Here is a 21,851-nt window from a genome sequence, read left to right on the forward strand (position 1 = left end):
CGGATGAAGCAAACTCAACTCGCTTTCCCCGAGTGGTTGCAAGGCCGTGTGCGGCACATCGAAGATGTGCTCGACGATCTGCTGCCGCCCGTCGACGCCACGCCTGCCCGCCTGCATGAAGCCATGCGCTACGCCGTCCTCGGTGGCGGCAAGCGGGTGCGTGCCGCGCTGGTCTACGCCGCAGGCCAGGCCTGCCCGGTCAGCGGCAGCGTGCTGGCCGTCGAGGCCTCGCTGGATCGCGCCGCAGCCGCGGTCGAACTGATCCACGCCTATTCCCTGGTGCACGACGACCTGCCCTGCATGGATGACGACGTCCTGCGCCGCGGCCGCCCCACCACCCATGTGCAATTCGACGAAGCCACCGCCATGCTGGCCGGCGATGCGCTGCAGCCGCTCGCCTTCGACCTGCTGGCGTCCATGCCGATCGCGCCTGCCCTGATCGTGCAGGCGACCCAGTCGCTGGCGCGCGCGGCAGGCAGCCAGGGCATGGCCGGCGGGCAGGCCATCGACCTGTTCAGTGTCGGCCGGGCGCTGTCGCGCGACGAACTGCAAATGATGCACGGCATGAAGACCGGCGCCTTGCTGGCGTGCAGCGTGGCGCTGGGCGGCATCGTGGCGGGCGCCAGCTCGGCTTCGCGTCAGGCGCTGGATGTCTACGCGCAAGCGATGGGCCTGGCCTTCCAGGTGGTGGACGACATTCTCGACGTCACTGCCGATTCCGCCAGCCTGGGCAAGACCCCGGGCAAGGACGCCGCCGAAAACAAGCCCACCTACGTGTCGCTGCTGGGCCTGGACGAGGCCCGTGTTTTCGCCGGCGAACTGCGCGAAACCGCGTTGGCCGCGCTTGAACCGCTGGGTGACGCCGGCATGCGCCTGGCCCAGCTGGCAGATTTCATCGTCCTTCGAGATCGCTGAACCGTGACCCGTCCGGGCTGACTGCAGGCCGGGCAAACGAACCCCATACAAGCATGACGACAGATTTACTGGACCGCATTCAATCCCCGGCAGACCTCAAGCGCCTGGATCGTCGCGAGCTCAAGCGGCTGGCCGACGAGTTGCGCGGCTTCGTGCTGGAGTCGGTCTCCAAGACCGGCGGCCATCTGTCGTCGAACCTGGGCACCGTGGAACTCACGCTGGCGCTGCACCAGGTCTTCGATACGCCGCATGATCGCATCGTCTGGGACGTGGGCCACCAGTCCTACCCGCACAAGATCCTGACCGGCCGCCGCGCCGGCATGGCCAAGCTGCGCCAGCAGGGCGGCATTTCGGGCTTTCCCAAGCGCAGCGAATCCGAGTACGACGCCTTCGGCACCGCGCACTCGTCCACCTCGATCTCGGCCGCGCTGGGCATGGCGGTGGCCTCGCGCAACGCGGGCGTGCAACGCCAGCACATCGCCGTCATCGGCGATGGCGCGATGTCGGCGGGCATGGCCTTCGAGGCCATGAACAACGCCGGCGTCACGCCCAACATCAACCTGCTGGTGATCCTGAACGACAACGACATGTCGATCTCGCCGCCGGTGGGGGCGCTGAACCGCTACCTGGCCCGCCTGATGTCCGGCCGTTTCTACGCCGCCGCCAAGAACGTCGGCCGCGCCGTGCTGCAGCACGTGCCGCCGGTGCTGGAGCTGGCGCGACGCTTCGAAGAGCACGCCAAGGGCATGGTCACGCCGGCCACGCTGTTCGAGGAATTCGGCTTCAACTACGTCGGGCCCATCGACGGCCACGACCTGGATGCGCTGGTCCCCACGTTGCAGAACCTGAAGGCGCTGCAAGGCCTGCAGTTCCTGCACGTGGTCACCAAGAAAGGGCAGGGCTACAAGCTGGCCGAAGCCGATCCGGTGCTGTATCACGGCCCGGGCAAGTTCGACCCCGCCGTGGGCATCCAGCAATCGAAGGCGCCGGGCAAGCGCACTTTCACCCAGGTGTTCGGCACCTGGCTGTGCGACATGGCCGAGCAGGATTCCCGCCTGGTCGCCGTCACCCCCGCCATGCGCGAGGGCAGCGGCCTGGTCGAATTCGAAAAGCGCTTTCCCTTGCGCTACTTCGATGTCGGCATCGCCGAGCAGCACGCCGTGACCTTCGCCGCCGGCATCGCCTGCGAAGCGCAAAAGCCGGTGGTGGCCATCTATTCCACGTTCATGCAGCGCGGCTACGATCAGTTCATCCACGACGTGGCCTTGCAGAACCTGGACGTCACCTTCGCGCTTGATCGCGCCGGCATCGTCGGCGCCGACGGCGCCACCCATGCGGGCAACTACGACACGGCCTTCCTGCGCTGCGTGCCCAACATGGTGGTCGCGACCCCGTCCGACGAGGCCGAGACCCGCCTGCTGCTGTCCACCTGTTATCAGTATCCGGGCCCGGCGTCGGTGCGTTATCCGCGCGGCGCGGGGTGTGGTGCCGTCGAAGCGCCCGGCCTGGATACGGTCGAGATCGGCCGCGGCGTGGTGCGACGCGAAGGCCGCAAGATCGCCATCCTGGGCTTCGGCACCCTGGTGCAGCCCGCGCTGGCCGCAGCCGAAAAACTGGACGCCACCGTGGCCGACATGCGCTTTGTCAAACCCATCGACCGCGCCCTGATCCTGGATCTGGCCAGCCGCCACGACGCGCTGGTCACGATCGAAGACGCCTCCGTCATGGGCGGGGCCGGCAGCGCCGTGCTGGAAGTGCTCAGCGCCGAAGGCGTGCTGATTCCCGTCCTGCAACTGGGCTTTCCGGACGAATTCATCGACCACGGCGACCAACTGGCGCTCCTGGCCGGTATCGGCCTGGATGCCGCCGGCATCGAGCAATCGGTCCGCACACGCTACGCCGCGCTGTTGGGCTGACCGCTGGCGGGCGGGCCAGCGTCGTATTTGGCCCGCCTGGCGAAACAGTGTGTTCCGGCCCCGTCGGCCTACGAATGAAAGGGTTTTCCCTGGCGCTCGTTGGACTTTGGGCGATAATGGCCCCCTCTTAAAGATTCCTGGGTCTGCGTGCTTACGCCACGCTCGTCGCCCAGACAGGTAAGCCGACATGAATTCTCCGATCGACCCCGCCATCGTGATGCCCGACGTCCAGAGCTCGGCGGATACGCGGCACATCCCGATCCAGCGCGTGGGCATCCGTGGCGTGCGCCACCCCATGCTCATCGAGAACGCCGACGGGTCGCCCCAGGGCACCGTGGCCAACTGGACCCTGACCGTGGCGCTGCCCCCCGAAGAAAAAGGGACGCATATGTCCCGCTTCGTGGCCCTGCTCGAAAAGTACCGCAGCACCCCCATGACGCCGACGCTGTTCCGCGCCATGGCCGCGGACATGCTGCCGCTGCTGCACGCCGAACGCGGCGACATCACGGCCGCTTTCCCGTACTTCATCAACAAGTCCGCCCCGATCTCCGGCGTGCAAAGCCTGCTGGACTACGAAGTCCAGTGGATCGCCCGCGCTCAGGGCGACCAGGTCGAGTTCGAGCTGGTGGTGCAGGTGCCCGTGACCAGCCTGTGCCCGTGTTCCAAGGCCATTTCCGAGTACGGCGCGCACAACCAGCGTTCGCACGTCACGGTTTCGGCCATCCTGGAATCCGACATCAGCATGGACGGCGTCATCCGCCTGATCGAAGACGAAGGCTCGTGTGAACTCTGGGGCCTGCTCAAGCGCCCCGACGAGAAATACGTCACCGAACGCGCCTACGACAACCCCAAGTTCGTCGAAGACCTGGTGCGCGACGTGGCGGCTCGCCTGAACGCCCACCCCGGCATCGCGCGCTACCGCGTCGAAGCCGAGAACTTCGAATCGATCCACAACCACTCGGCTTACGCCGTGGTGGAAGGCTGAGCCTTCCGTGAGTCATCCGGCGGCCACCGACTGGCCGCTCATCGCGAGACTGGCGGATCGGGAAGCGCGGCTGGCCGGACACCTGGCCGGCCGCGGCCGTTTCGGGCTGGCGCTTTATGAGTTCTTCCGCTTCGGCGTGAAGCAGGCCTGGGCCTGTCTGTTCGGCGGGCTGATGTGCGCCTTGCTGCTGGCCACGCACTGGTGGTATCCGCAGGACGCCTGGCTTGCCCGCTACGATTTCCTGACGCTCGCCGCGCTGGGCATCCAGGCCGCGCTGCTGGCGCTGCGCATGGAAACCTGGAGCGAGGCCAAGGTCATCCTCATGTTCCATGTGGTCGGCACCGGCATGGAGCTGTTCAAGACAGCGGCGGGGTCCTGGATCTACCCCGAGGCCAGCGTGCTGCGCATCGGCGGGGTGCCGCTGTTCACCGGATTCATGTACGCGGCGGTCGGCAGTTACCTGGCGCGCGTCTGGCGCCTGTTCGACTTCCGCTTCCGGGCGCATCCGCCGTTGACCGCGACGGTCGTGCTGTCGGTGCTGATCTACGTGAATTTCTTCTCGCACCATTTCATCCCCGATTTTCGCCTGGCCTTGTTCGGGATGACGGCGGTGCTGTTCGCGCGCACCTGGGTGTATTTCCGCATCTGGCGCGATTACCGGCGCATGCCGCTGTTGCTGGGCTTCGTGCTGGTGGCGCTGTTCATCTGGTTTGCCGAGAACATCGGCACCTTTGCCAACGCCTGGCGCTATCCCAACCAGGCCCACGTCTGGCAGATGGTGTCCATCGCCAAGCTGGGCTCTTGGTTCCTGCTCATGATCATCAGCTACGTGATGGTCAGCCTCGTCAGCCGTCCCCAGCCGATTGGCGTTGCGGATGCGCCGCAAGCGGCCGGGCAGGGGGCGCCGAATAACACGTCCCCCATTTCTTGATCCGTCCGCGGCTTGCGTCGACAGGCCCGATCGGTGATAATCGAGAGCTTTCTTGCTCGACCACCCATGCTTTTTGGGTAGCGGGCTGCCCCTTGCAAGCCAAGTCTGAAGCAAAAGACCAGTGATAGAGAAAGCACTGGAAAACGGCCTGCGAGACATCCTCAAGGAGTTTTACTCATGCGTCACTACGAAGTAGTGTTTATCGTTCACCCCGACCAAAGCGAGCAAGTGCCCGCCATGGTCGAGCGTTACCAAGCGCTGGTCACGGGCCAAGGCGGCTCGGTTCACCGCCTGGAAGACTGGGGTCGCCGTCAACTGGCCTACCCGATCCAGAAGCTCGTCAAGGCTCACTACGTCTGCCTGAACATCGAGTGCGGCCAAGCCACGCTGGATGAGCTGGAACACTCGTTCCGCTACAACGACGCCGTCCTGCGCCACCTGGTCATCAAGACCAAGAAGGCCCAGACCACTCCCTCGATCATGATGAAGTCGGTCGAGCGTGAAGAAGCCCGCAAGGCTTCGGCGGAAGCTGTCGCGGCTCAGGCCGAGTAAGCAGGGCTCACGCAGAGCCCACCCATGAAGTCCCCTTGGTGCCTGGCAGGATGAACAAGCTGGAACTCAGCGCCCGCGTTCTCGAATGCGAGCCTTTGCGCCACACTCCCGCCGGCCTGCCCGCACTGGAAATGGTGCTGGCGCACGAATCCGAGGTCATCGAAGCCGGCCATCCGCGCCGTGTGGAACTGACGATCTCGGCCGTGGCACTGGGCGATCTGGCGTTGCTGTTGAAAGGAACGGCGTTGGGGTCCGAATTGCAGGTGCAGGGGTTTCTGGCCCCCGTCCGCAAAGACTCCGTGAAGTTCAAGCTGCATCTGCAGCAGGCACGCAAGATCAGCGGCAGCGCAGGACGCGATCCGCTGGTGGCTTGACGGGTAAGGGCAACGGGCGCGAAGGCGCCTTCTGAATACGGATAGGTTATGGGGAATCGGGCCCGAAAAGGGTTGATCCGGTCCCCTCAAACATAGAGGCACATATCATGGCTTTCTTCGGAAAACGCAAAGAAAAACGCAAATTCACGCAGCAGAACCCGCTCTTCAAGCGTCGTAAGTTCTGCCGCTTCACCGCAGCCGGCGTCGAAGAGATCGACTACAAGGATCTGGACACCCTGCGCGACTTCGTGCAAGAAAACGGCAAGATCATCCCGGCTCGCCTGACCGGCACCAAGGCAATCTACCAGCGTCAGCTGGACACCGCCATCAAGCGCGCGCGCTTCCTGGCCCTGTTGCCTTACACCGACAACCACAACTAATCCGGGGCACTGAAATGCAAGTTATTCTGCTCGAAAAAGTCGTCAACCTGGGCAACCTCGGCGAAGTCGTTCGCGTGCGTGATGGCTACGCCCGCAACTTCCTGATTCCCCAGAAGAAGGCCCGTCGCGCAACCGACGCCGCCCTGAAGGAATTCGAAGCCCGCCGCGCTGAACTGGAAAAGGTCCAGGCCGAGAAGCTGGCCGCTGCCCAAGCCCTGGGCGAGCGCGTCAACGGCTTCCAGCTGAAGATCGCCCAGAAGGCCGGCGTCGACGGTCGCCTGTTCGGCTCGGTCACCAACGCCGACATCGCCGAAGGTCTGAAGAAGGCCGGTTTCGAAGGCATCGAGAAGGCGCAAGTGCGTCTGCCCAATGGCCAGCTCAAGGCCGTTGGCGAATTCCCGATCCAGGTCGCCCTGCACGCCGACGTCGTTGTCGACATCACCGTGCTGATCGAAGGCGAACTGTCCTAATCCGGACTTCGCGGTAAAAAAAGCCGGCCCGCGCGCCGGCTTTTTTTCTTTTTGCCGTGCTTCTTCCGGCTTTGATCGCCGGCATTTGCGTGTAGTCTTTCGGGCTGCACGCCTGCCGCAAGCTGTTTTGTACAGAGGACCTTTTGACCCAGCCGCCCGTCCACCACAATGCGCCTCCCGGATTGCGCGCCTGGCTCGACAGCCTGAACGCCGAGACCGAGCCGTCGGTGCGGGATGCAACCATCGATGGCGTGCGCTGCATCGTCAAACGCCGCCGTCCCAGTTTTGCGCGCGGTGTCAGCTATGCGTTGCGCTATGTGCGGGCGCTGTTCCTGGGCGTGGGCTGCAAGCTGTTCCTGGGTGAATTCCCCCGTCCCGGCGTGCTGCTGCGCAATGGCCTGGAGCACGAGGCGCGGCGCCTGCAGCAACTGTTGCAGGCCGGCTGCCGCGTGCCCGAAGTGTGGTGGCAGGAACAAGGCCTGCTCGTCCTGGAATTCGTGGGTGAAGACCTGGCCGACCTCATCCGCAACGAAGACTCCACCTCGCAGCTGTGGCTGGCCCGCGCGGCCGCGGCCGACCTGGCCGCCTTCCACGCCCGCGGGCTGTGGCATGGCGGCGCCCAGATCCGCAACATCACCCTGCGTGACGGCGAACTGTGGCGCATCGATTTCGAGGAAAACATCGGCTCGACGCTGTCGCGCCCGCTGGCCCAGGCCTATGACCTGTTCCAGATGCTGGCCTCGCTGGTGTCTTTGCGTAAATTGCCCGACGATGTCGGTCGCACGCTGGGTAAACTGGCGCTCGACGTCTATTTCGAGTGCAACCCCGACCCCGAGGTCAAGGCCCGTCTGCGCCGCCTGACCCGGGTGCTTACTTTCATCGCCACGCCCCTGCGCCCCCTGCTGGGCCGCCTGCCGTCGCGCGATGTACAGGGATTTTTCCGCGTCGCGGATATCCTGCAGCCGTTACTATTGAAGCCATGAATACACCCGCCGATCCCCAGCTCGAATACCTGCGCGTTCCCCCTCATTCCATCGAGGCGGAACAGTCGGTCCTGGGCGGCCTGCTGCTCGACAATTCGGCCTGGGACCGCATCGCCGACGTGCTGGTCGAAGAAGACTTCTACCGTCACGACCACCGGCTGATCTGGCACCACATCGCCCGCCTGATCGGGCTGGCGCGCCCGGCCGACGTCATCACGGTCAACGAATCGCTGATCAGCGCTGGCAAGGCCGAAGACGCCGGCGGGCTGGCCTACCTGAACGCGCTGGCCCACAACACGCCCTCGGCCGCCAACATCCGCCGCTACGGCGAGATCGTGCGCGAGCGCGCCATGCTGCGCAAGCTGGTGTCCATCGCCGACGAAATCTCCTCGGCCGCGCTCAACCCGCAGGGCAAGGAAGCGCGCCAGCTGCTGGACGAGGCCGAGTCCAAGGTGTTCCAGATCGCCCAGGAAGGTGCGCGCGGCGCCGCTGGCTTCCAGGAAATCCAGCCGCTGCTCACGCAGGTGGTCGAGCGCATCGACGAGCTCTACCATCGCGAGGGCAGCTCCGACGTCACCGGCGTGCCCACGGGCTTCACGGACCTGGACAAGATGACCTCGGGCATGCAGGGCGGCGACCTCATCATCGTGGCCGGCCGCCCGTCCATGGGCAAGACCTCGTTCTCGATGAACATCGGCGAACACGTGGCCATCGAGCAGGGGCTGCCGGTGGCGGTGTTCTCCATGGAAATGGGCGCCGTGCAGCTGGCCATGCGTATGCTGGGTTCGGTCGGCCTGCTCGACCAGCACCGCATGCGGACCGGCAAGCTGATCGCCGAAGACTGGCCGCGCGTGACCCACGCCGTGCAACTGATGCAGGATGCACAAGTCTATATCGACGAGACCCCCGCGCTCAGCCCGATGGAAGTGCGCGCGCGCACCCGCCGCCTGGCACGTCAGTGCGGCCAGCTTGGCCTGATCATCATCGACTACCTGCAGCTGATGTCGGGCAACGGTTCGGGCGAAAACCGCGCTACCGAAGTGTCGGAAATCAGCCGCTCGCTCAAGGGCCTGGCCAAAGAGCTGAACTGCCCGCTGATCGCGCTGTCGCAGCTGAACCGAAGCCTGGAACAGCGTCCCAACAAGCGTCCCGTGATGAGCGACCTGCGCGAATCCGGCGCTATCGAACAGGACGCCGACGTGATCCTGTTCATCTACCGCGACGAGGTCTACAACCCCGATTCGCCGGACAAGGGCACGGCCGAGATCATCATCGGCAAGCAGCGTAACGGCCCGATCGGCACGGTGCGCCTGACCTTCCAGGGCTCCAGCACGCGCTTCCTGAACTTCTCGGGCGCGCAGCCCAAGGACATGTACTGATCGCCGTCGATCCGGCCAATAAAAAAACCGCGCCTGGGCGCGGTTTTTCATTGGGCAGCCGGAAATTCACGCTTCCGATTCGGGCCGCTTGCCGTAGCGCGCGGCCAGCACGCCGCAGACCATCAGCTGGATCTGGTGGAACAGCATCAGGGGCAGCACGATGGCGCCCACGGCATGGCCGGCAAACAGCACCTGCGCCATGGGGATGCCGCTGGCCAGGCTTTTCTTGGAACCGCAAAAGAGCAGGGTGATGCGGTCGGCCACATTGAAGCCCAGGACCTTGCCCGCCAGCGCCGACAGGCCCAGCGCCAGCGCCAGGATCACGGCGCAGCAGACCACCAGGCCCAGGAGGGCGGGGATCGGCGTCGAACTCCACAGGCCCTCGTTGATGGCTTCCGAGAACGCGGTGTAGACCACCAGCAGGATCGACCCCTGGTCCACGAACTTCAGCATCGCCTTGCGCTTGTGCACCCAGGCGCCGATCCAGCGGCGGGCGAACTGGCCCAGCACGAAGGGCAGCAGCAACTGCAGCATGATCTTGCCGACCGCGTCGAACGAGATCGGCGCGCTGCCGGCGTTCGCCACCACCGTGCCCACCAGCAGCGGCGTCAGGAAAATGCCCAGCAGGCTGGAGGCCGAGGCGCTGCAGACGGCCGCGGGCACGTTGCCGCGCGCCATCGAGGTGAAGGCGATGGCCGACTGCACCGTGGCGGGCAGGCAGCACAGGAACAGGATGCCCAGGTAGAGTTCGGGGGTCACCAGCGGCTCGAGCACCGGCTTGAGCGCCAGGCCCAGCAGCGGGAACATCAAAAAGGTGGCCGAGAAGATGGTGAGGTGCAGCTTCCAGTGCGTCAGGCCCGCGATGATGGCTTCGCGCGACAGGCGCGCGCCGTGCAGGAAGAACAGCAGGCCGACCGCGATGTTGGTGATCCAGCCGAACACCACCACGCCCTGGCCGTGGGCGGGCACGATGCTGGCGATGATGACGGTGCAGATCAGGTAGAGGGTGAAGCGGTCGGGCAGGAGACGAGCAAGGCGTGACATGGGAGGCAGGGATAGAACGGAAAGCGGCGGCGCGCGGCAGGCGCCGGAATCGGGGCGTATTGTAGACCCGGGTCGCGCGGGCAGGCTCAGGGCGTCATGGCCAAGGCCAGGTCAAAGGCCGCTACCAGTGATGCCTGGTCCGCGACGCCCTTGCCGGCGATGTCAAAAGCCGTGCCGTGGTCGACGCTGGTGCGCACGAACGGCAGCCCCACCGTGACGTTGACACCGTGGTCCAGCCCCAGGTATTTCACCGGGATCAGGCCCTGGTCGTGGTACTGGGCCACCACGATGTCGAATTCGCCGCGGCGCGCGCGCATGAAGACCGTGTCGCCGGGCCAGGGGCCGCTGGCGTCGATGCCTTCATCGCGGGCCTGGCGGATGGCCGGTTCGATGATGTCCAGGTCTTCGCGGCCGAACTTGCCGCCTTCGCCGGCGTGCGGATTCAGGCCAGCCACTGCCACGCGCGGCTGCGCGATGCCCATCTGGCGGCAGGCGCGGTCGGCCAGGCGCATGGCGGTCAGTTCCGCCTGCGGCGTGATGCGGGCGATGACATCGGCCAGCGCGACGTGGATGGTCACCAGCAGCACGCGCAGTTCATCGTTGGCGAGCATCATCGCGAAATCCTGCGTGGCCGAGCGCTCGGCCAGGATCTCGGTGTGCCCGGGGTAGTCGACGCCGCCTTCGTGCATGGACTTCTTGTTCAGCGGCGCGGTCACGATGGCGCGGATGCGGCCGGCCTGGGCGTCATCGATGGCGGCGCAAACGTAATCGTAGGCGGCGCGGCCGGCCGCCGCGTTGACCTGGCCGTAAGGCAGGTCGGGCGGCAGGGCGGGGCCGCAGGCAATGACTTCGATCTGGCCGGCGTCGCCCGTGGCCAGGCCCGCATGGGCGATCTCGACGATGTCCAGCCGTGCGCCCAGCAACGCGGCGGCGCGCCGCAGGGCGCCCGCATCGCCGTACACCACACAGGGCGCATTCAGGCCCTGGGCGCACGCCTTGACGACGATTTCGGGGCCGATGCCGGCGGCATCCCCCATGGTGATACCCACGGGCGGCGGAGTCTTCACGGTGGTTCCTGGCTTATTGCTTGTCGGTCTTGGGCGGATCGATGGCGCCGCATTCGAAGTTGACCGTGGCGCGCTTGGAACCCAGGCCCGTCGCGTGGTTGGACGTGACGGCGGGCTTTTGCAGCTTGCGGCCGATGGACTGGCAGTATTGGTCGGCGCGTTGCAGCGCCTGGTTCTTGATCTCGACCCAGGTCAGCAGCTGCGTGCCGGAACTGTACGTGACGCTGTAGCTGTTCTTGCCGGTGGACGTCACTTCGCTCATGCTGGAGCAGGCGGCCAGCAGGACGAGCAGGGCGGAAGAGAAGGCTAGGCGTGCACGCATGGGGGATCCGAAATTGGTGATAAACCACATTACAACATTATGCCGCCCCCGCTGTCCCCCGGGTAGGGCGTGGACGGCGTTGCGTCGCGCCAGTCGCGCGGCTCAGGGCGCGCCGACCGCGCTGCGCCGGTCGACCTTGCGGCTGAGCACGATGGACGTCTGGGTCTGCTTGACGCCATCGATCAGGCCGATGCGGTCCAGCAGCGCGTCCAGCTGTTCGTGCGTTTCGCAGCGCAGGAAGATCAGGTAGTCGTAGGGTCCGCTGACCGACGACACCTCTTCGACCTCGGGCATTTTCTCCAGCTCGCGGATCACGGCGGCGGGCGTCTTGGGCAGCACGCTGATGAAGCAGTAGGCGCGCACCGCGGCCTCTTCCAGCAGGCGCCCCAGCCGCACGCCGTAGCCGGCCACGATGCTCTCGCGTTCCAGGCGGGCAATGCGCGCCACGACCGTGGTGCGGGCCAGCCCCAGCTTGCGCGCCAGGATGGCGGCGGGTTCGCGGGCGTTGGCCTGCAACAGGCTGAGCAACTGGCGGTCGATGGCGTCTAGGCGTTCGTTCATGCGCCCGACCATACAAGGGCGATGCGGCGCAAGTCAATGCATCCGCGCGGGCTGCCTGCGGCGGCGGGGCAGGTCCGGATTCAACCGTCGGATTCGGGCGGGATGCCGCCCTGGTAGATGCGGCCGTCGAACTCGAAGCGGGTGATGGTCTTGAAGGCGGCATCGAAGACGCGGTCCCGCCGTGCCGGGTCCTGTGCCTGCGCGTTATCGAGCGTGAAGCGGCACAGGTCGGCGCCACTGTCGTAGCGGGCGGCACGCACCAGTTCGCTGACGCCGAACTCGTGGACAAAGTGCGCGAACTCGCGCAACTGCTCCATTTCGTGAAAGGCGCCATGGTCGCTCACCAGGCGCATGCCGAACTTGCTTTCTTCTGCGGGGCCGGGAGTGGGGGCTGGGGGCGCCGGGGCGGCGGCGGGCGCGCCGTAGTCGAATCGTGCACCGGCATCGCGCATGGCGGCCAACACGCGCTGCCAGGCCGCATCGTCCAGCGCCAGCCGGGCGGCCATGGCGATCAACCGCTGCCGGCCCAGCGTGCGCGGCTGGGGGCCACCGACATAGCTGGACCAGGGCGCGGCGTCGTCCAGCCCCGCCAGTTCGGTCATTTGCGCGTCGCTGTAGCCCAGTCGGTCCTGCAGGCGCTGCAGGGACGCGGCATCCGGGGGCAGGTAGTTCTGGATCGTCTTCATGGGCACGGCTCCGGTGGCGCCGCGCCGACGGCGGGGCGCGACGCTTCATGCTAGCGCGGGCAGCCGGCCTTGCCCAGCGGCCGCGCGCGCCCATGCTAGGATTTGCGCCGATATCTTTACCAGGAGGCATACCCATGGACACCCAGGAACAAATCGCAGTCATCGTGCACACCATTTCGCACCAGGGCGGCCGCATCGATGCGCTCAATTCGGCGTTGCTGACGATGCTGCATCTGGCCAAGGGCTCACCCGGCCTGCGCGAAGCCATCGAGGCGCAACTGGAACAGAACTACTCCAGCCTGCTGGCCCGATCGGAAAACCCCCAGTACGTGGCGGGCTTCGAGAGCGTGCGCGACCAGGTCATCGCCGCACTGAAGTAAGCCACGGCGCCAGGCCGCCGGCCGGCGCATCCGGCAAAGTTACCCACAACTTCTGTGGACAAGCCTTGGGATAGTGCTGGCATAGACAGTCTTTTTCCTTTGATTACAAGGGTTTGCAACCGGCGGTCAAAGTGCGCGCCAGACAACGCGGTAACCGGCACCCTCGCGGGGCCGGCAGACACCCGCCAAGCCGGGTAATATGCGGCCCCATGCGGAATCAGTATCCATTGGAATACCGGAACAAGCCCCTCGCGGCGCGCGTTTCGGAAGCGGCAAAACTGGCGGCGTTCGACCCCGGCAAACTCTCGCCCGAGGCGCGCGAAAGCTGGGAGCGCCTGGGCCATGGCTTCAAGGCCTGGCACGACTTTGACCAGCGCCACCCCATCCTGCGGCGATTGGCCGTGTTGCCGTTCATCGGTCCGATGTATCGCAAGGCCCGCCGCCGCCATGTCATGCGCGCTAGCGGCAAGCTGGTGTTCTGAGAGCGGCGGTCAGGCGCGGCCGGCAAGGTGCGGCCGGCCAGGTGCGGTCGGTCATTGCTGTGAGCCCTTGCGCCGCCGTCTTGCGTAGAGCCAGTACGCCAGCCACACCACCACGCCGATCGCGGCCGCAACCGCCAGCTTGGTTTCCACGCCGTGCAAGCGTCCCAGCATCGACTCGATGGTCTGTCCGAACAGATAGCCCAACAGGCTGAAGCACACCGCCCAGATCGCAGCCGCCATCGCATTGAGCACCAGAAATCGCAGCGGCGAGACCCGCGATACACCCAGCGCCACCGGACCCACGGTGCGCAGGCCATACAGAAATCGCAAGGCCAGGATGAATCCGTGGGGATATCGGTCAATGGCTGCCAGCGCCTTGCCGAATGCCGGCTGGGCGCGCACCCGCGCCACGTAGCGGTGGTCCCGGTAGCGGCGGCCCACGTAGAACAGCACCTGGTCCGCCAGGAACGAACCGGCGAACGCGCACAGCATGACGTACGGCAGGTGCAGCAGCCGCTGGTGCGACAGGAAGCCGGCCAGCACCACCACGCTTTCCCCTTCCAGCAGCGTGCCGCCAAACACTGCCCACAGGCCGTAGTCGACGATGAACTGGTGCAGGTGCGGATTCATGCGGGACGCTCGCCGACGATGCGCGCCAAGGTGCCCAGCGCCTGCGCGATGTCTGGCGTGTGGCGCTGGCCGCAACTGATGCGCAGGAAGTGGTTGTAGCGGGTGCCGTTGGAAAACATCGCGCCCGGCGCCACGCGGATGCCTTGCCGCAGCGCGGCTTCGAATACATCCAGCCCCGAGCGTCCTTCGGGCATTTCCACCCACAGCAGCATGCCGCCCTTGGGCATGCTCAGGCGCGTGCCGCGCGGAAAGTGCGCCGCGATGATTTCGGCGGTCTGGTCGCGCTGGGTCTTCAGTTGCCGGCGCAGCCGCGCCAGGTGCCGATCGTAGGCGCGCGAGCCCAGGTAGTCGGCCACCGCGATCTGCGCCAGCGGTTCATTTGGCCGGCTTTGCGCGAATTTCAGCATCGCGATGCGGGCCTTCCAGCGGCCGCCCAGCAGCCAGCCCAGCCGCATGCCCGGCGCCAGCGTCTTGTGCAGTGACGAGCAATAGATGACGTTGCCCGTCGGGTCCCAGGACTTGGCGGCGGCCAGGGGCGTATCGTCGTCGGTCAGCGCGCCGTAGGTGTCGTCTTCGATCAGCGGCACTTGCTGGCGCTCGCACAACGCCACCAGCCGGGCCTTCTCGGCGTCGGGCATGACGCAGCCCAGCGGATTCTGGAAGTTGGGCACCACCACCACCGCGCGGATGTTGCCGTGTGTCTGGAAGGCCAGGTCCAGCGCTTCGATGGACAGGCCGTGCTGGGGGCTGGTCGGGATCTCCAGCGCGCGCATGCCCAGGCTTTCCAGAATCTGCAGCAGGCCGAAGTAGGTGGGCGACTCGACCGCGATCGTGTCGCCCGGGCGGGCCACGGCGCGCAGCGCCAGGTTCAGGGCCTCGATGCAGCCGTGCGTCACGATGACGTCGTCGGGCGTGGCGTTGATGCCGTTGGCCAGCGCGCGCCGGGCCAACACGGTGCGCAGGTCCGGGTGGCCTTGCGGCGGCACCGGGCTGACCAACACCTGGGGCGAATGCCGCAAGGTCCTGATCATGGCCTGTTTCAGGTCTTCCATCGGGTAGGCATCGGGCGTCGCGGCGGCCAGCGCGAAGTTGGCGCTTACGGGGTGGGCCTCGCACTTGGCCACGAAGTCGGAAACGCGGTCATGGATGCCGACGTATTGCGCGGCGCCCAGGGCCTGGCGGATGTCCGGCTCGTCCACAGGCGGGATGCTGCTGCGGCGCGGCTTCAGGACGAAATAGCCGGAACGGGGGCGGGCCTCGATCAGGCCGTCGTCTTCGAGCAGGCGGCAGGCCTGCAACGCGGTGGACAGGCTGACGTGATGGGTCCGTACCAGGGTCCGCACGGACGGCATGCGCTGGGCCGGGGCCAGGACCCCCGTCTGGATGGCGCGCCGATAGTGGTTGGCCAGGCGTAGATAAAGCGGTTGCGGTTCCATGCGCCGATCATGCTCCCCGGGGTTGGTGTGAGGGTAGGCACAGATTCCCGCAAAGTACACCAGAACAGCCCCGAAATCGAGAGGCTGCATCGGTACAGAAAGCCATGTTGTGTGGCTGTTGCGCAAAGCAGCAGGCTCGTAGCCTACAGGGGTCAGATTGGAGATGACCATGGCCCTTTTTCCCGCCCCCGAATTACCTGCCCAACGTTTCGACATCCTGTCCGGCGCCACCCGGCAAGTGCACCTGCGCAGCGGTGCAACGGTGGTCTGTGTCAGCGGCAGCCTGCTGATCGTCGAGGCCCCGTACCGCGCGGAAGTGCCGCCAGGCCGGCATTTGCCGCCGCCCGTCCGCTTGAACGCGGGCGAAAGCTATCCCCTGCCGCAAGGCGGTCCGCTGGTGTTGACGGCGCTTGGCCGCGCGCAGGCGATCTGCCTGGACGTGCCCGGCCCGTGGCAGCGCTTCTGGGCCGTCGTGCGAAGCATTTTTGGCGTGATCCGCAAAAATAATCGGCAAAATGGCCTGGGTGCGCTGCACAAGATTTCAAAATGATGTATGATTCACACATCAGACGCGGGGTGGAGCAGTCTGGCAGCTCGTCGGGCTCATAACCCGAAGGTCGTAGGTTCAAATCCTGCCCCCGCAACCAGTTTCAAGCGCGTCTCAGGCGCCCCGAAAAAACCGCGACACAGGTCGCGGTTTTTTTTCGTCCCTTTTTTGCTCCTTCCTTGCCCTGCATCAAGCCATCGTTCCAGCCCGGAGTTTCCCTGGGTCTTGTGGCCGCACAGTCGCCGGACGCTGCGCTACCATGGGCTACGCGCGCAAGTTCGCCGCACACGAGGAGGGTCCATGGGCACAGCAAAATACGATCATCCCGGCTACGTGGCCGATACCGGCACCGAAGGCAAGTATCACGTGGGCATCTGGTGCCCGCATGGCTATCCGGCCCATATCCATATCGGCCGACCGGCTGAACGGGGCGATCCCCAGGCGCTGCTGCGGCTGCGCATTCCCGATGGCGTGTTCCAGTCGCTACCCGACGATCCCGAAACGCTGTGCCGCCGTGCGCTGGGGCAGGCGTTGGGCGCCGGGCTGCTGCGATCCGTGTCGGTCGACGGCGAATACCAGGAGCTGCGCTTTCAGCTGGACGCCGAGCCCTGGTCGGGCCCGATGCAGGCCGCGGGCAACGCCTAGCGGGCGCAAGTTACCCACAGCGATTGTGGACAAGCCTTGGGATAGGCACTGTGCATGTCCCAATATCTTTGTAATATCAATGGCTTGCCGCCAGCGATGAAAAAATGCCCCATGCGGGGCATTTTTTTGTCCTGCACGGATGCCGGCGCGGTGGTCTGCGCCTCGCATGCGACAATCGCTCCCCTGGCGGCGCCTGCCGCCCTGGCATTTCCGTCACGGCTTTTTCCATGCATCCGTACCCGCATCCGTCTTCCGGCAGCGCCCAGGCGCCGACGCCATGAATACCTCCCGCAAGCGCGTCGCCGTCATCGGTGGTGGCCCGGCCGGTTTGATGGCGGCCGAGGGTCTGGCCGCGCAGGGCCTGGCAGTCGACGTGTACGACGCCATGCCATCCGTCGGCCGCAAGTTCCTGATGGCCGGCCGTGGGGGCCTGAACCTGACCCACAGCGAGGCCGCTGCGCCGTTCCTGGCCCGCTACGGCGACCGTGCCGCGCAGGTGGAACCCTGGTTGCGCGTGCTGGATGGCGGCGGCTTGCGCGAGTGGGCCCGGCAACTGGGAATCGAGACCTTTGTGGGTTCATCCGGCCGCGTGTTTCCCGCCGAAATGAAGGCGGCGCCGCTGCTGCGCGCCTGGCTGGCCAGACTGCGCGGCAGCGGCGTGCGTTTCCATATGCGCCATCGCTGGCTGGGCTGGCCGGTGTCGGCCACGCCGAGCGCGGCGGACCTGCGTTTTGAGACGCCCGATGGCGAGCGCAGCGAGGCCGCCGATGCCGTGGTGCTGGCGCTGGGCGGCGGCAGCTGGGCCAAGCTGGGTTCCGATGGCACCTGGCTGCCGGGGTTGGCGGCGCACGGCGTCGCCGTGGCGCCGTTGCGACCGGCCAATTGCGGTTTCGATGTGGCCTGGTCGGCGCACTTCCGCGCGCGCTACGCGGGCCAGCCGGTCAAGTCCGTGGCAATGCGCCCGGCCGGCGTCACGGCCCCCGGCCAGGCTCGCCAGGGCGAATTCGTGGTTACCGAAAGCGGGATCGAAGGCAGCCTGGTCTATGCCCTCTCGGCCTCGCTGCGCGATCAGATCGACGCCGCGGGGCATGCCATCGCGCTGCTGGATCTGGCGCCGGACTGGACGGCCGATAAAGTGATGGCCGCGGCGACCCATCCGCGCGGCGCACGATCCATGTCCAGCCATCTGCAGAGCCGGCTGGGGCTGACCGGTGTGAAGGCGGGGCTGCTGCGCGAGTGCGCGGGGGCTGACGATTTCCGGGATGCGGCGCGCCTGGGCGTGCTGATCAAGGCGCTGCCTGTGACCCTGGTACGGGCGCGGCCGATGGACGAAGCCATCAGCACGGCAGGCGGCGTCAGCTTCCAGTCGCTGACGCCCGGCCTGATGCTGCGAACAGCGGCCGGTGTGTTCTGCGCGGGAGAAATGCTGGATTGGGAGGCGCCCACAGGCGGTTACCTGCTGACCGCATGCATGGCCAGCGGCTGCGTGGCGGCGCAGGGCGTGGCCGCTTTTCTGGCAGAGGCCAGCGTCTGACGATTCGCTGCTGTCGTCAGCGGTCTCGGGCGTGCGGGCTCAAGAGCCGTTGGGGTAGGGGTGCAGCCCGCGGCCGGGGTTGGGTGTCAGATCGTTGACGACATGCCCCACCACGGTGGTGCCGTCGGGCTGGTTGACGATGCCGATGACGCGGGTGATCGCGCTGGCGGGCATGCTGGCATCCTGGCCGGGGTCTTGCACCAGTTGCCAGATCTTGGCTTCGCCCGAGGGCATGTCGGTGTCGACGGCTTCTTGCGACGCATCCAGGCAGCTGCGGGCAAATACAGACCAGTCCGAAGCGCTGCAGGGCAAGCCATGCGCGGTGGCCAGCCTGGCCAATGCCAGCGGCGCATCCGCCTGACCCGCGGCGTGCTGGGCGGCAGCGCCCAGCGAGACGTCGAGCGACAGCAGGCGGAGGAACTCTACGACATTGTCTGTATTCATTGTGCGGTCTCCCTCGTTAGAGCTGTTCTGGCTGACCGCCGGCGGCACGCGCCGGGAGTGTGGTCAGCCGGGTCCTTGTCCAAGCATCGCGACCAGCGATTGTTTCAGGCGCGGTGAAAAAATGGGTACCGTATGCGAGACGCCATTGCGGTCGACGCCTTCCTTGAGCTGGACCGATTGGCCCAGGAAGATTTCGGGCGCGGCGGCAATGCCGTTGTAGCGAGCCAGCAGATCGTCCACCTGTTCCTGGGCGTCGGCCAGCGTGCTGCTGGCGGCCAACTGGCCCGCGGCATGGTTCTGCAGGATGCGATGCAAATCGTCGATGAAGAGCGCCAATGCGGCTTGTCCGCGGCACTGCGGCTGTTCCCAGCCCCACGCTTGCGGCGAGCCGCCGTCGTGGTTTTCCGATAGGTGTTTCTTGGTCATTTGCGAATCCTAATCCATTGCCGGCAAATAGGCGACAGGCGCTGGACGCCCGGCCCTGTGACCGGCCGGTCGCATGCTGGTCGCGGCCCCGGGGGCGGGCTGCCCACCCTGCGCAAACGGCGGTCTTTGCGGTATGCTGGCTTCGGTTTCCACGCCTCGATAGGAGATGCCCATGAAGAACAAAGTCATTCTTGTCATGATGCTTTCGATTGCCGCCCTGACGGCGGGGTGCAATACCGTTGCAGGCGCCGGCAAGGACATCCAGCGCGGCGGCGAGAAAATCGAGGGCGCCGCCACCAAATAGCGGTGTCTGGCAGTCCGCGCGCCGTGGGCGCCGCACCGGCCACGCAGAAATGTTCCGGCATTTCGGGCGTGGCCTTTTTACGGCCGCTGGCATAATCGCGGGAATCCGAATCTGAAGGCAGGAAGAATCATGCGCAAGTCTGTATGGGTGGGCGTCACGTTGATGGCATTGCTGGCCGGATGTGCCAGCAAGGGCGTTTACGAGTCCGATACCGTGCTGAAGGAAACGTTCAGCGTGGACACCAATTACCAGGCCGCCTTCCGACGTGCCGGCGAATATGTGCGCACCTGCCACGTCAACGTGCAGCACCCCTATAACGTGGCCTATGCATGGCGCCACACCATCGGCGAAAAGGGCGCCCCTGACGAGGTCCAGGTCTACAAGGTGGGCGAGCCCGCCACGGTGCTGGAACTGGTGTCCGCCGAATCCGACGGCCCGGCCAAGTCCAAGGTCACCGTCACGGTGCTGGGCCAGGGCCGCTGGGACGCCGCGGAAATTGCCGCCGCCCGCGCCTCGATCCAGAGCGCCACGCCGGTCTGCCGCAAGGACTGATCCATGGACCCCCGCGCCCAGCAGATTCGTGCCGCCGGCATGCCGTTCGCGCTGCTGGCGGGCGCTTTTCGCTTCCTGGGCTGGTTGAACGGCGCCGCGGCGCTGGGCCTGGCGGCGTTTTCGCTGGGCATGGTGGGCGGCGATATCGCCGCCCCCGATCTGCAATTGCCGCTTTTCCTGCTGCTGGCCGGCCTGTTGACCGCCTGCCTGGGGGCCATGTTCGGCTATCTGGCGCAGGTCAGCCTGTTGCGCCAGGGCTACAACGGCCGGGTCACGCGCGGTCACCTGCCGGCGCAGACACTGGCCCTGCTGTGCTATGTGACCAGCGCCCTGGCGTTCTGCGCGGGCTGCTGGCTGGCGGCCGGGCAGGCCGCCGCAGATGCCTCGCCCCACATGACCACCTACGCTCGCCGATAAAAACAACGGGTAAACCCGTGTGCGCAAAAGTGTTGGACTTGCACTTGCGTTGGGAATAATATGCGCAGTGCGTATATAAACCCTTTATCCGGGACCTGTCATGACCATTTCCCAGCAAGCTTTCCTGCGCGACGCGATGCGCCGCCTGAACCTGACGCGCGACGTGTTCGCGACCCGGATCGGCGTCAAGCGCCGCGCGCTGGACACCTGGCTGTTGCCTGAGGGCTCGCAGGAATTCCGCGCCATGCCGGAAGTGGTGCAGCGTTTCGTCAGCGAAATCGTGCAAAACGGGGTGCTGCTCGAAAAGTATACGCAAAGCGTACAAGATGGCCCGTTGCGCGATCGCATTGCTGTGGAAGGCAAGCACCAACTGCTGTCGGTGGATCAGTTCACGCGGGAATCGGTCGAAGACCTGTTCCGCGTGGCCGACATGATGCAGCCCATCGCGCGTCGCCAGAAAGTGTCGCGCGTGCTGGAAGGCGCCGTGCTGGGCAACCTGTTCTTCGAAGCCAGCACCCGCACCCGCGTCAGCTTCGGCTCGGCCTTCTGCCGCCTCGGCGGTTCGGTCTGCGATACCACGGGTTTCACCTTTTCGTCCATGGCCAAGGGCGAATCCATCTACGACACCAGCCGCGTCATGAGCGGCTACGTGGACGCCATGGTGATCCGTCATCCCGAGCAGGGCTCGGTCGCGGAATTCGCGCGCGCCACCAACATCCCGGTGGTCAACGGCGGCGACGGCCCTGGCGAACACCCCAGCCAGGCGCTACTGGACCTGTACACCATCCTGACCGAGTTCTCGCGCCTGGGCAAACTGCTGGACGGGGCGCACATCGCCATGGTCGGCGACCTGAAGTACGGCCGTACCGTGCACTCGCTGATCAAGCTCATGGCCCTGTACAAGAACGTCAAATTCTCGCTGGTGTCGCCCAAGGGCCTGGAAATGCCCTCCTACATCATCGAGCAGGCCAGCCGCAACGGCAACATCATCGAGCAGAAGACCACGCTGGCCGAAGGCCTGGCCGGCGCCGACGTCATCTACGCGACGCGCGTGCAGAAAGAGCGTTTTGCCAACGAAGAAAACGAAGGCTACACGCCAGACTTCCAGATCAACCGCGCCATCATCGACGCGTACTGCAGCCCGGAAACCATCGTCATGCACCCGCTGCCGCGCGACAGCCGACCGGGCGCCAACGACCTGAGCGTGGACCTGAACCATGATCCGCGCCTGGCGATTTTCCGCCAGACCGACAACGGCATTCCCATCCGCATGGCCATCTTCGCGGTGCTGCTGGGCGTGGAAGGGCTGGTGCAGCACTCGCTGCGCGACGTGACGTGGCAGCATCCGTCGCACGTCGGTCCTGACGATTCGGTGTTCCACGGCCTGGAATAAACCGCACAAGGCAGCGCCGCTGCGGCGGCGCGTCTGCGATTTCAAGCATAATCCGCGCTGGTTTTTCCTGTCGCGTGTCGCTCCGAGACACGCCAT

General features: G+C 66.0%; 28 protein-coding genes and 1 tRNA gene. 20 read left to right on the forward strand and 9 right to left on the reverse strand.

Annotation, left to right across the window (positions count from 1 at the left end):
• Window positions 1–3: 3 nt before the first annotated feature.
• From ACUDP5_RS07855 to ACUDP5_RS07900, 10 genes are all read left to right on the forward strand, one after another.
• Complete coding sequence (locus ACUDP5_RS07855; RefSeq protein ID WP_445658501.1) at window positions 4–915, forward strand: polyprenyl synthetase family protein; 912 nt, start codon at window positions 4–6, stop codon at window positions 913–915.
• A 53-nt stretch (window positions 916–968) separates the two neighbouring features.
• Entirely contained in the window at window positions 969–2,831 is a 1,863-nt protein-coding gene (gene dxs, locus ACUDP5_RS07860) for a 1-deoxy-D-xylulose-5-phosphate synthase (protein WP_263915006.1), read from the forward strand.
• A 187-nt stretch (window positions 2,832–3,018) separates the two neighbouring features.
• Window positions 3,019–3,816 carry a GTP cyclohydrolase FolE2 gene (gene folE2, locus ACUDP5_RS07865; protein ID WP_006393713.1) on the forward strand — a complete coding sequence of 266 codons (798 nt, stop codon included), beginning with the start codon at window positions 3,019–3,021 and terminating at the stop codon, window positions 3,814–3,816.
• A gap of 7 nt (window positions 3,817–3,823) precedes the next feature.
• On the forward strand, window positions 3,824–4,747 hold the full coding sequence (locus tag ACUDP5_RS07870) for a DUF817 domain-containing protein (protein ID WP_445658502.1): 924 nt from the start codon (window positions 3,824–3,826) through the stop codon (window positions 4,745–4,747).
• A 177-nt stretch (window positions 4,748–4,924) separates the two neighbouring features.
• On the forward strand, window positions 4,925–5,299 hold the full coding sequence (rpsF, locus tag ACUDP5_RS07875; RefSeq protein WP_006393715.1) for a 30S ribosomal protein S6: 375 nt from the start codon (window positions 4,925–4,927) through the stop codon (window positions 5,297–5,299).
• A 50-nt stretch (window positions 5,300–5,349) separates the two neighbouring features.
• Window positions 5,350–5,673: a primosomal replication protein N gene (priB, locus tag ACUDP5_RS07880; protein ID WP_025140261.1), complete on the forward strand. Its 324-nt coding sequence runs from the start codon at window positions 5,350–5,352 to the stop codon at window positions 5,671–5,673.
• A gap of 107 nt (window positions 5,674–5,780) precedes the next feature.
• On the forward strand, window positions 5,781–6,053 hold the full coding sequence (gene rpsR / locus ACUDP5_RS07885) for a 30S ribosomal protein S18 (RefSeq protein WP_006218308.1): 273 nt from the start codon (window positions 5,781–5,783) through the stop codon (window positions 6,051–6,053).
• A 14-nt stretch (window positions 6,054–6,067) separates the two neighbouring features.
• A complete protein-coding gene (rplI, locus tag ACUDP5_RS07890; protein ID WP_175193925.1) occupies window positions 6,068–6,523 on the forward strand; it encodes a 50S ribosomal protein L9 in 456 nt (151 codons plus the stop codon).
• A gap of 143 nt (window positions 6,524–6,666) precedes the next feature.
• On the forward strand, window positions 6,667–7,506 hold the full coding sequence (locus ACUDP5_RS07895; protein ID WP_263915008.1) for an RIO1 family regulatory kinase/ATPase domain-containing protein: 840 nt from the start codon (window positions 6,667–6,669) through the stop codon (window positions 7,504–7,506).
• The gene (locus ACUDP5_RS07900) at window positions 7,503–8,885 is read left to right on the forward strand and encodes a replicative DNA helicase (RefSeq protein WP_175193926.1); all 1,383 of its coding nucleotides are present in this window, start codon (window positions 7,503–7,505) and stop codon (window positions 8,883–8,885) included. The genes ACUDP5_RS07895 and ACUDP5_RS07900 overlap by 4 nt, the downstream gene beginning before the upstream one ends.
• 66 nt (window positions 8,886–8,951) lie before the next feature.
• Here ACUDP5_RS07900 and ACUDP5_RS07905 read toward each other — a convergent pair whose 3' ends face one another.
• The 5 genes from ACUDP5_RS07905 to ACUDP5_RS07925 form a co-directional block, all read right to left on the reverse strand.
• Window positions 8,952–9,929, reverse strand: coding sequence for a bile acid:sodium symporter family protein (locus ACUDP5_RS07905; protein WP_263915009.1), 978 nt, complete (start codon window positions 9,927–9,929; stop codon window positions 8,952–8,954).
• 86 nt (window positions 9,930–10,015) lie between these two features.
• Window positions 10,016–10,996: a 4-hydroxythreonine-4-phosphate dehydrogenase PdxA gene (gene pdxA / locus ACUDP5_RS07910; protein WP_263915010.1), complete on the reverse strand. Its 981-nt coding sequence runs from the start codon at window positions 10,994–10,996 to the stop codon at window positions 10,016–10,018.
• Window positions 10,997–11,009: 13 nt separating this feature from the next.
• Window positions 11,010–11,318 (reverse strand): hypothetical protein, encoded by a 309-nt coding sequence (locus tag ACUDP5_RS07915; protein ID WP_263915011.1) that lies wholly within the window; start codon window positions 11,316–11,318, stop codon window positions 11,010–11,012.
• Between the two features lie 102 nt (window positions 11,319–11,420).
• Window positions 11,421–11,879, reverse strand: a complete 459-nt coding sequence (locus tag ACUDP5_RS07920) for an Lrp/AsnC family transcriptional regulator (RefSeq protein ID WP_025140268.1) — start codon at window positions 11,877–11,879, stop codon at window positions 11,421–11,423.
• Between the two features lie 80 nt (window positions 11,880–11,959).
• Window positions 11,960–12,565: a hypothetical protein gene (locus tag ACUDP5_RS07925; protein WP_263915012.1), complete on the reverse strand. Its 606-nt coding sequence runs from the start codon at window positions 12,563–12,565 to the stop codon at window positions 11,960–11,962.
• Window positions 12,566–12,699: 134 nt separating this feature from the next.
• Here ACUDP5_RS07925 and ACUDP5_RS07930 point away from each other — a divergent pair, with 134 nt between their 5' ends.
• A complete protein-coding gene (locus tag ACUDP5_RS07930; RefSeq protein ID WP_025140270.1) occupies window positions 12,700–12,945 on the forward strand; it encodes a hypothetical protein in 246 nt (81 codons plus the stop codon).
• Between the two features lie 227 nt (window positions 12,946–13,172).
• Entirely contained in the window at window positions 13,173–13,427 is a 255-nt protein-coding gene (locus ACUDP5_RS07935) for a hypothetical protein (RefSeq protein WP_263915013.1), read from the forward strand.
• 51 nt (window positions 13,428–13,478) lie between these two features.
• On the opposite strand, the gene ACUDP5_RS07940 is transcribed toward ACUDP5_RS07935, so the two are convergent.
• Window positions 13,479–14,057 carry a DedA family protein gene (locus ACUDP5_RS07940; protein ID WP_445658503.1) on the reverse strand — a complete coding sequence of 193 codons (579 nt, stop codon included), beginning with the start codon at window positions 14,055–14,057 and terminating at the stop codon, window positions 13,479–13,481.
• Window positions 14,054–15,493 (reverse strand): aminotransferase-like domain-containing protein, encoded by a 1,440-nt coding sequence (locus ACUDP5_RS07945; protein ID WP_263915015.1) that lies wholly within the window; start codon window positions 15,491–15,493, stop codon window positions 14,054–14,056. The genes ACUDP5_RS07940 and ACUDP5_RS07945 overlap by 4 nt, the downstream gene beginning before the upstream one ends.
• A 169-nt stretch (window positions 15,494–15,662) precedes the next feature.
• Here ACUDP5_RS07945 and ACUDP5_RS07950 point away from each other — a divergent pair, with 169 nt between their 5' ends.
• The 4 genes from ACUDP5_RS07950 (at window position 15,663) to ACUDP5_RS07965 (ending at window position 18,219) form a co-directional block, all read left to right on the forward strand.
• Entirely contained in the window at window positions 15,663–16,043 is a 381-nt protein-coding gene (locus tag ACUDP5_RS07950) for a hypothetical protein (RefSeq protein ID WP_263915016.1), read from the forward strand.
• 20 nt (window positions 16,044–16,063) lie between these two features.
• Window positions 16,064–16,140, forward strand: a tRNA-Met gene (locus tag ACUDP5_RS07955).
• Between the two features lie 200 nt (window positions 16,141–16,340).
• Window positions 16,341–16,685: a hypothetical protein gene (locus tag ACUDP5_RS07960; protein ID WP_025140275.1), complete on the forward strand. Its 345-nt coding sequence runs from the start codon at window positions 16,341–16,343 to the stop codon at window positions 16,683–16,685.
• Between the two features lie 277 nt (window positions 16,686–16,962).
• Entirely contained in the window at window positions 16,963–18,219 is a 1,257-nt protein-coding gene (locus tag ACUDP5_RS07965) for a TIGR03862 family flavoprotein (RefSeq protein WP_445658504.1), read from the forward strand.
• A 39-nt stretch (window positions 18,220–18,258) separates the two neighbouring features.
• Here the strand turns inward: ACUDP5_RS07965 and ACUDP5_RS07970 are convergent, their stop codons facing one another.
• Complete coding sequence (locus tag ACUDP5_RS07970; RefSeq protein WP_263915018.1) at window positions 18,259–18,663, reverse strand: hypothetical protein; 405 nt, start codon at window positions 18,661–18,663, stop codon at window positions 18,259–18,261.
• 63 nt (window positions 18,664–18,726) lie between these two features.
• Window positions 18,727–19,089 (reverse strand): hypothetical protein, encoded by a 363-nt coding sequence (locus ACUDP5_RS07975; RefSeq protein ID WP_263915019.1) that lies wholly within the window; start codon window positions 19,087–19,089, stop codon window positions 18,727–18,729.
• Between the two features lie 172 nt (window positions 19,090–19,261).
• Between ACUDP5_RS07975 and ACUDP5_RS07980 the strand changes: the two genes are divergently transcribed.
• The 4 genes from ACUDP5_RS07980 to ACUDP5_RS07995 all read left to right on the forward strand — a co-directional run bounded on the left by ACUDP5_RS07980 (window position 19,262) and on the right by ACUDP5_RS07995 (window position 21,755).
• Window positions 19,262–19,393, forward strand: coding sequence for an entericidin A/B family lipoprotein (locus ACUDP5_RS07980; protein WP_263915020.1), 132 nt, complete (start codon window positions 19,262–19,264; stop codon window positions 19,391–19,393).
• A 129-nt stretch (window positions 19,394–19,522) separates the two neighbouring features.
• Complete coding sequence (locus ACUDP5_RS07985) at window positions 19,523–19,945, forward strand: BPTD_2524 family lipoprotein (RefSeq protein WP_263915021.1); 423 nt, start codon at window positions 19,523–19,525, stop codon at window positions 19,943–19,945.
• A gap of 3 nt (window positions 19,946–19,948) precedes the next feature.
• Window positions 19,949–20,362, forward strand: coding sequence for a hypothetical protein (locus ACUDP5_RS07990; protein ID WP_263915022.1), 414 nt, complete (start codon window positions 19,949–19,951; stop codon window positions 20,360–20,362).
• A 100-nt stretch (window positions 20,363–20,462) separates the two neighbouring features.
• The gene (locus ACUDP5_RS07995) at window positions 20,463–21,755 is read left to right on the forward strand and encodes an aspartate carbamoyltransferase (RefSeq protein ID WP_445658505.1); all 1,293 of its coding nucleotides are present in this window, start codon (window positions 20,463–20,465) and stop codon (window positions 21,753–21,755) included.
• Window positions 21,756–21,851 lie beyond the last annotated feature (96 nt).

The sequence above is a fragment of the Achromobacter sp. NCFB-sbj8-Ac1-l genome (assembly GCF_052695805.1).

Bases quoted from the DNA above. Each gene is read 5' to 3' on its own strand.
- ACUDP5_RS07855 (WP_445658501.1), top strand. From the start codon at position 4: ATGAAGCAAACTCAACTCGCTTTCCCCGAGTGGTTGCAAGGCCGTGTG.
- dxs (WP_263915006.1), top strand. From the start codon at position 969: ATGACGACAGATTTACTGGACCGCATTCAATCCCCGGCAGACCTCAAG.
- folE2 (WP_006393713.1), top strand. From the start codon at position 3,019: ATGAATTCTCCGATCGACCCCGCCATCGTGATGCCCGACGTCCAGAGC.
- rpsF (WP_006393715.1), top strand. From the start codon at position 4,925: ATGCGTCACTACGAAGTAGTGTTTATCGTTCACCCCGACCAAAGCGAG.
- priB (WP_025140261.1), top strand. From the start codon at position 5,350: ATGAACAAGCTGGAACTCAGCGCCCGCGTTCTCGAATGCGAGCCTTTG.
- rpsR (WP_006218308.1), top strand. From the start codon at position 5,781: ATGGCTTTCTTCGGAAAACGCAAAGAAAAACGCAAATTCACGCAGCAG.
- rplI (WP_175193925.1), top strand. From the start codon at position 6,068: ATGCAAGTTATTCTGCTCGAAAAAGTCGTCAACCTGGGCAACCTCGGC.
- ACUDP5_RS07900 (WP_175193926.1), top strand. From the start codon at position 7,503: ATGAATACACCCGCCGATCCCCAGCTCGAATACCTGCGCGTTCCCCCT.
- ACUDP5_RS07905 (WP_263915009.1), bottom strand. From the start codon at position 9,929: ATGTCACGCCTTGCTCGTCTCCTGCCCGACCGCTTCACCCTCTACCTG.
- ACUDP5_RS07915 (WP_263915011.1), bottom strand. From the start codon at position 11,318: ATGCGTGCACGCCTAGCCTTCTCTTCCGCCCTGCTCGTCCTGCTGGCC.
- ACUDP5_RS07920 (WP_025140268.1), bottom strand. From the start codon at position 11,879: ATGAACGAACGCCTAGACGCCATCGACCGCCAGTTGCTCAGCCTGTTG.
- ACUDP5_RS07925 (WP_263915012.1), bottom strand. From the start codon at position 12,565: ATGAAGACGATCCAGAACTACCTGCCCCCGGATGCCGCGTCCCTGCAG.
- ACUDP5_RS07930 (WP_025140270.1), top strand. From the start codon at position 12,700: ATGGACACCCAGGAACAAATCGCAGTCATCGTGCACACCATTTCGCAC.
- ACUDP5_RS07940 (WP_445658503.1), bottom strand. From the start codon at position 14,057: ATGAATCCGCACCTGCACCAGTTCATCGTCGACTACGGCCTGTGGGCA.
- ACUDP5_RS07945 (WP_263915015.1), bottom strand. From the start codon at position 15,493: ATGGAACCGCAACCGCTTTATCTACGCCTGGCCAACCACTATCGGCGC.
- ACUDP5_RS07950 (WP_263915016.1), top strand. From the start codon at position 15,663: ATGGCCCTTTTTCCCGCCCCCGAATTACCTGCCCAACGTTTCGACATC.
- ACUDP5_RS07960 (WP_025140275.1), top strand. From the start codon at position 16,341: ATGGGCACAGCAAAATACGATCATCCCGGCTACGTGGCCGATACCGGC.
- ACUDP5_RS07965 (WP_445658504.1), top strand. From the start codon at position 16,963: ATGAATACCTCCCGCAAGCGCGTCGCCGTCATCGGTGGTGGCCCGGCC.
- ACUDP5_RS07970 (WP_263915018.1), bottom strand. From the start codon at position 18,663: ATGAATACAGACAATGTCGTAGAGTTCCTCCGCCTGCTGTCGCTCGAC.
- ACUDP5_RS07975 (WP_263915019.1), bottom strand. From the start codon at position 19,089: ATGACCAAGAAACACCTATCGGAAAACCACGACGGCGGCTCGCCGCAA.
- ACUDP5_RS07980 (WP_263915020.1), top strand. From the start codon at position 19,262: ATGAAGAACAAAGTCATTCTTGTCATGATGCTTTCGATTGCCGCCCTG.
- ACUDP5_RS07985 (WP_263915021.1), top strand. From the start codon at position 19,523: ATGCGCAAGTCTGTATGGGTGGGCGTCACGTTGATGGCATTGCTGGCC.
- ACUDP5_RS07990 (WP_263915022.1), top strand. From the start codon at position 19,949: ATGGACCCCCGCGCCCAGCAGATTCGTGCCGCCGGCATGCCGTTCGCG.
- ACUDP5_RS07995 (WP_445658505.1), top strand. From the start codon at position 20,463: ATGACCATTTCCCAGCAAGCTTTCCTGCGCGACGCGATGCGCCGCCTG.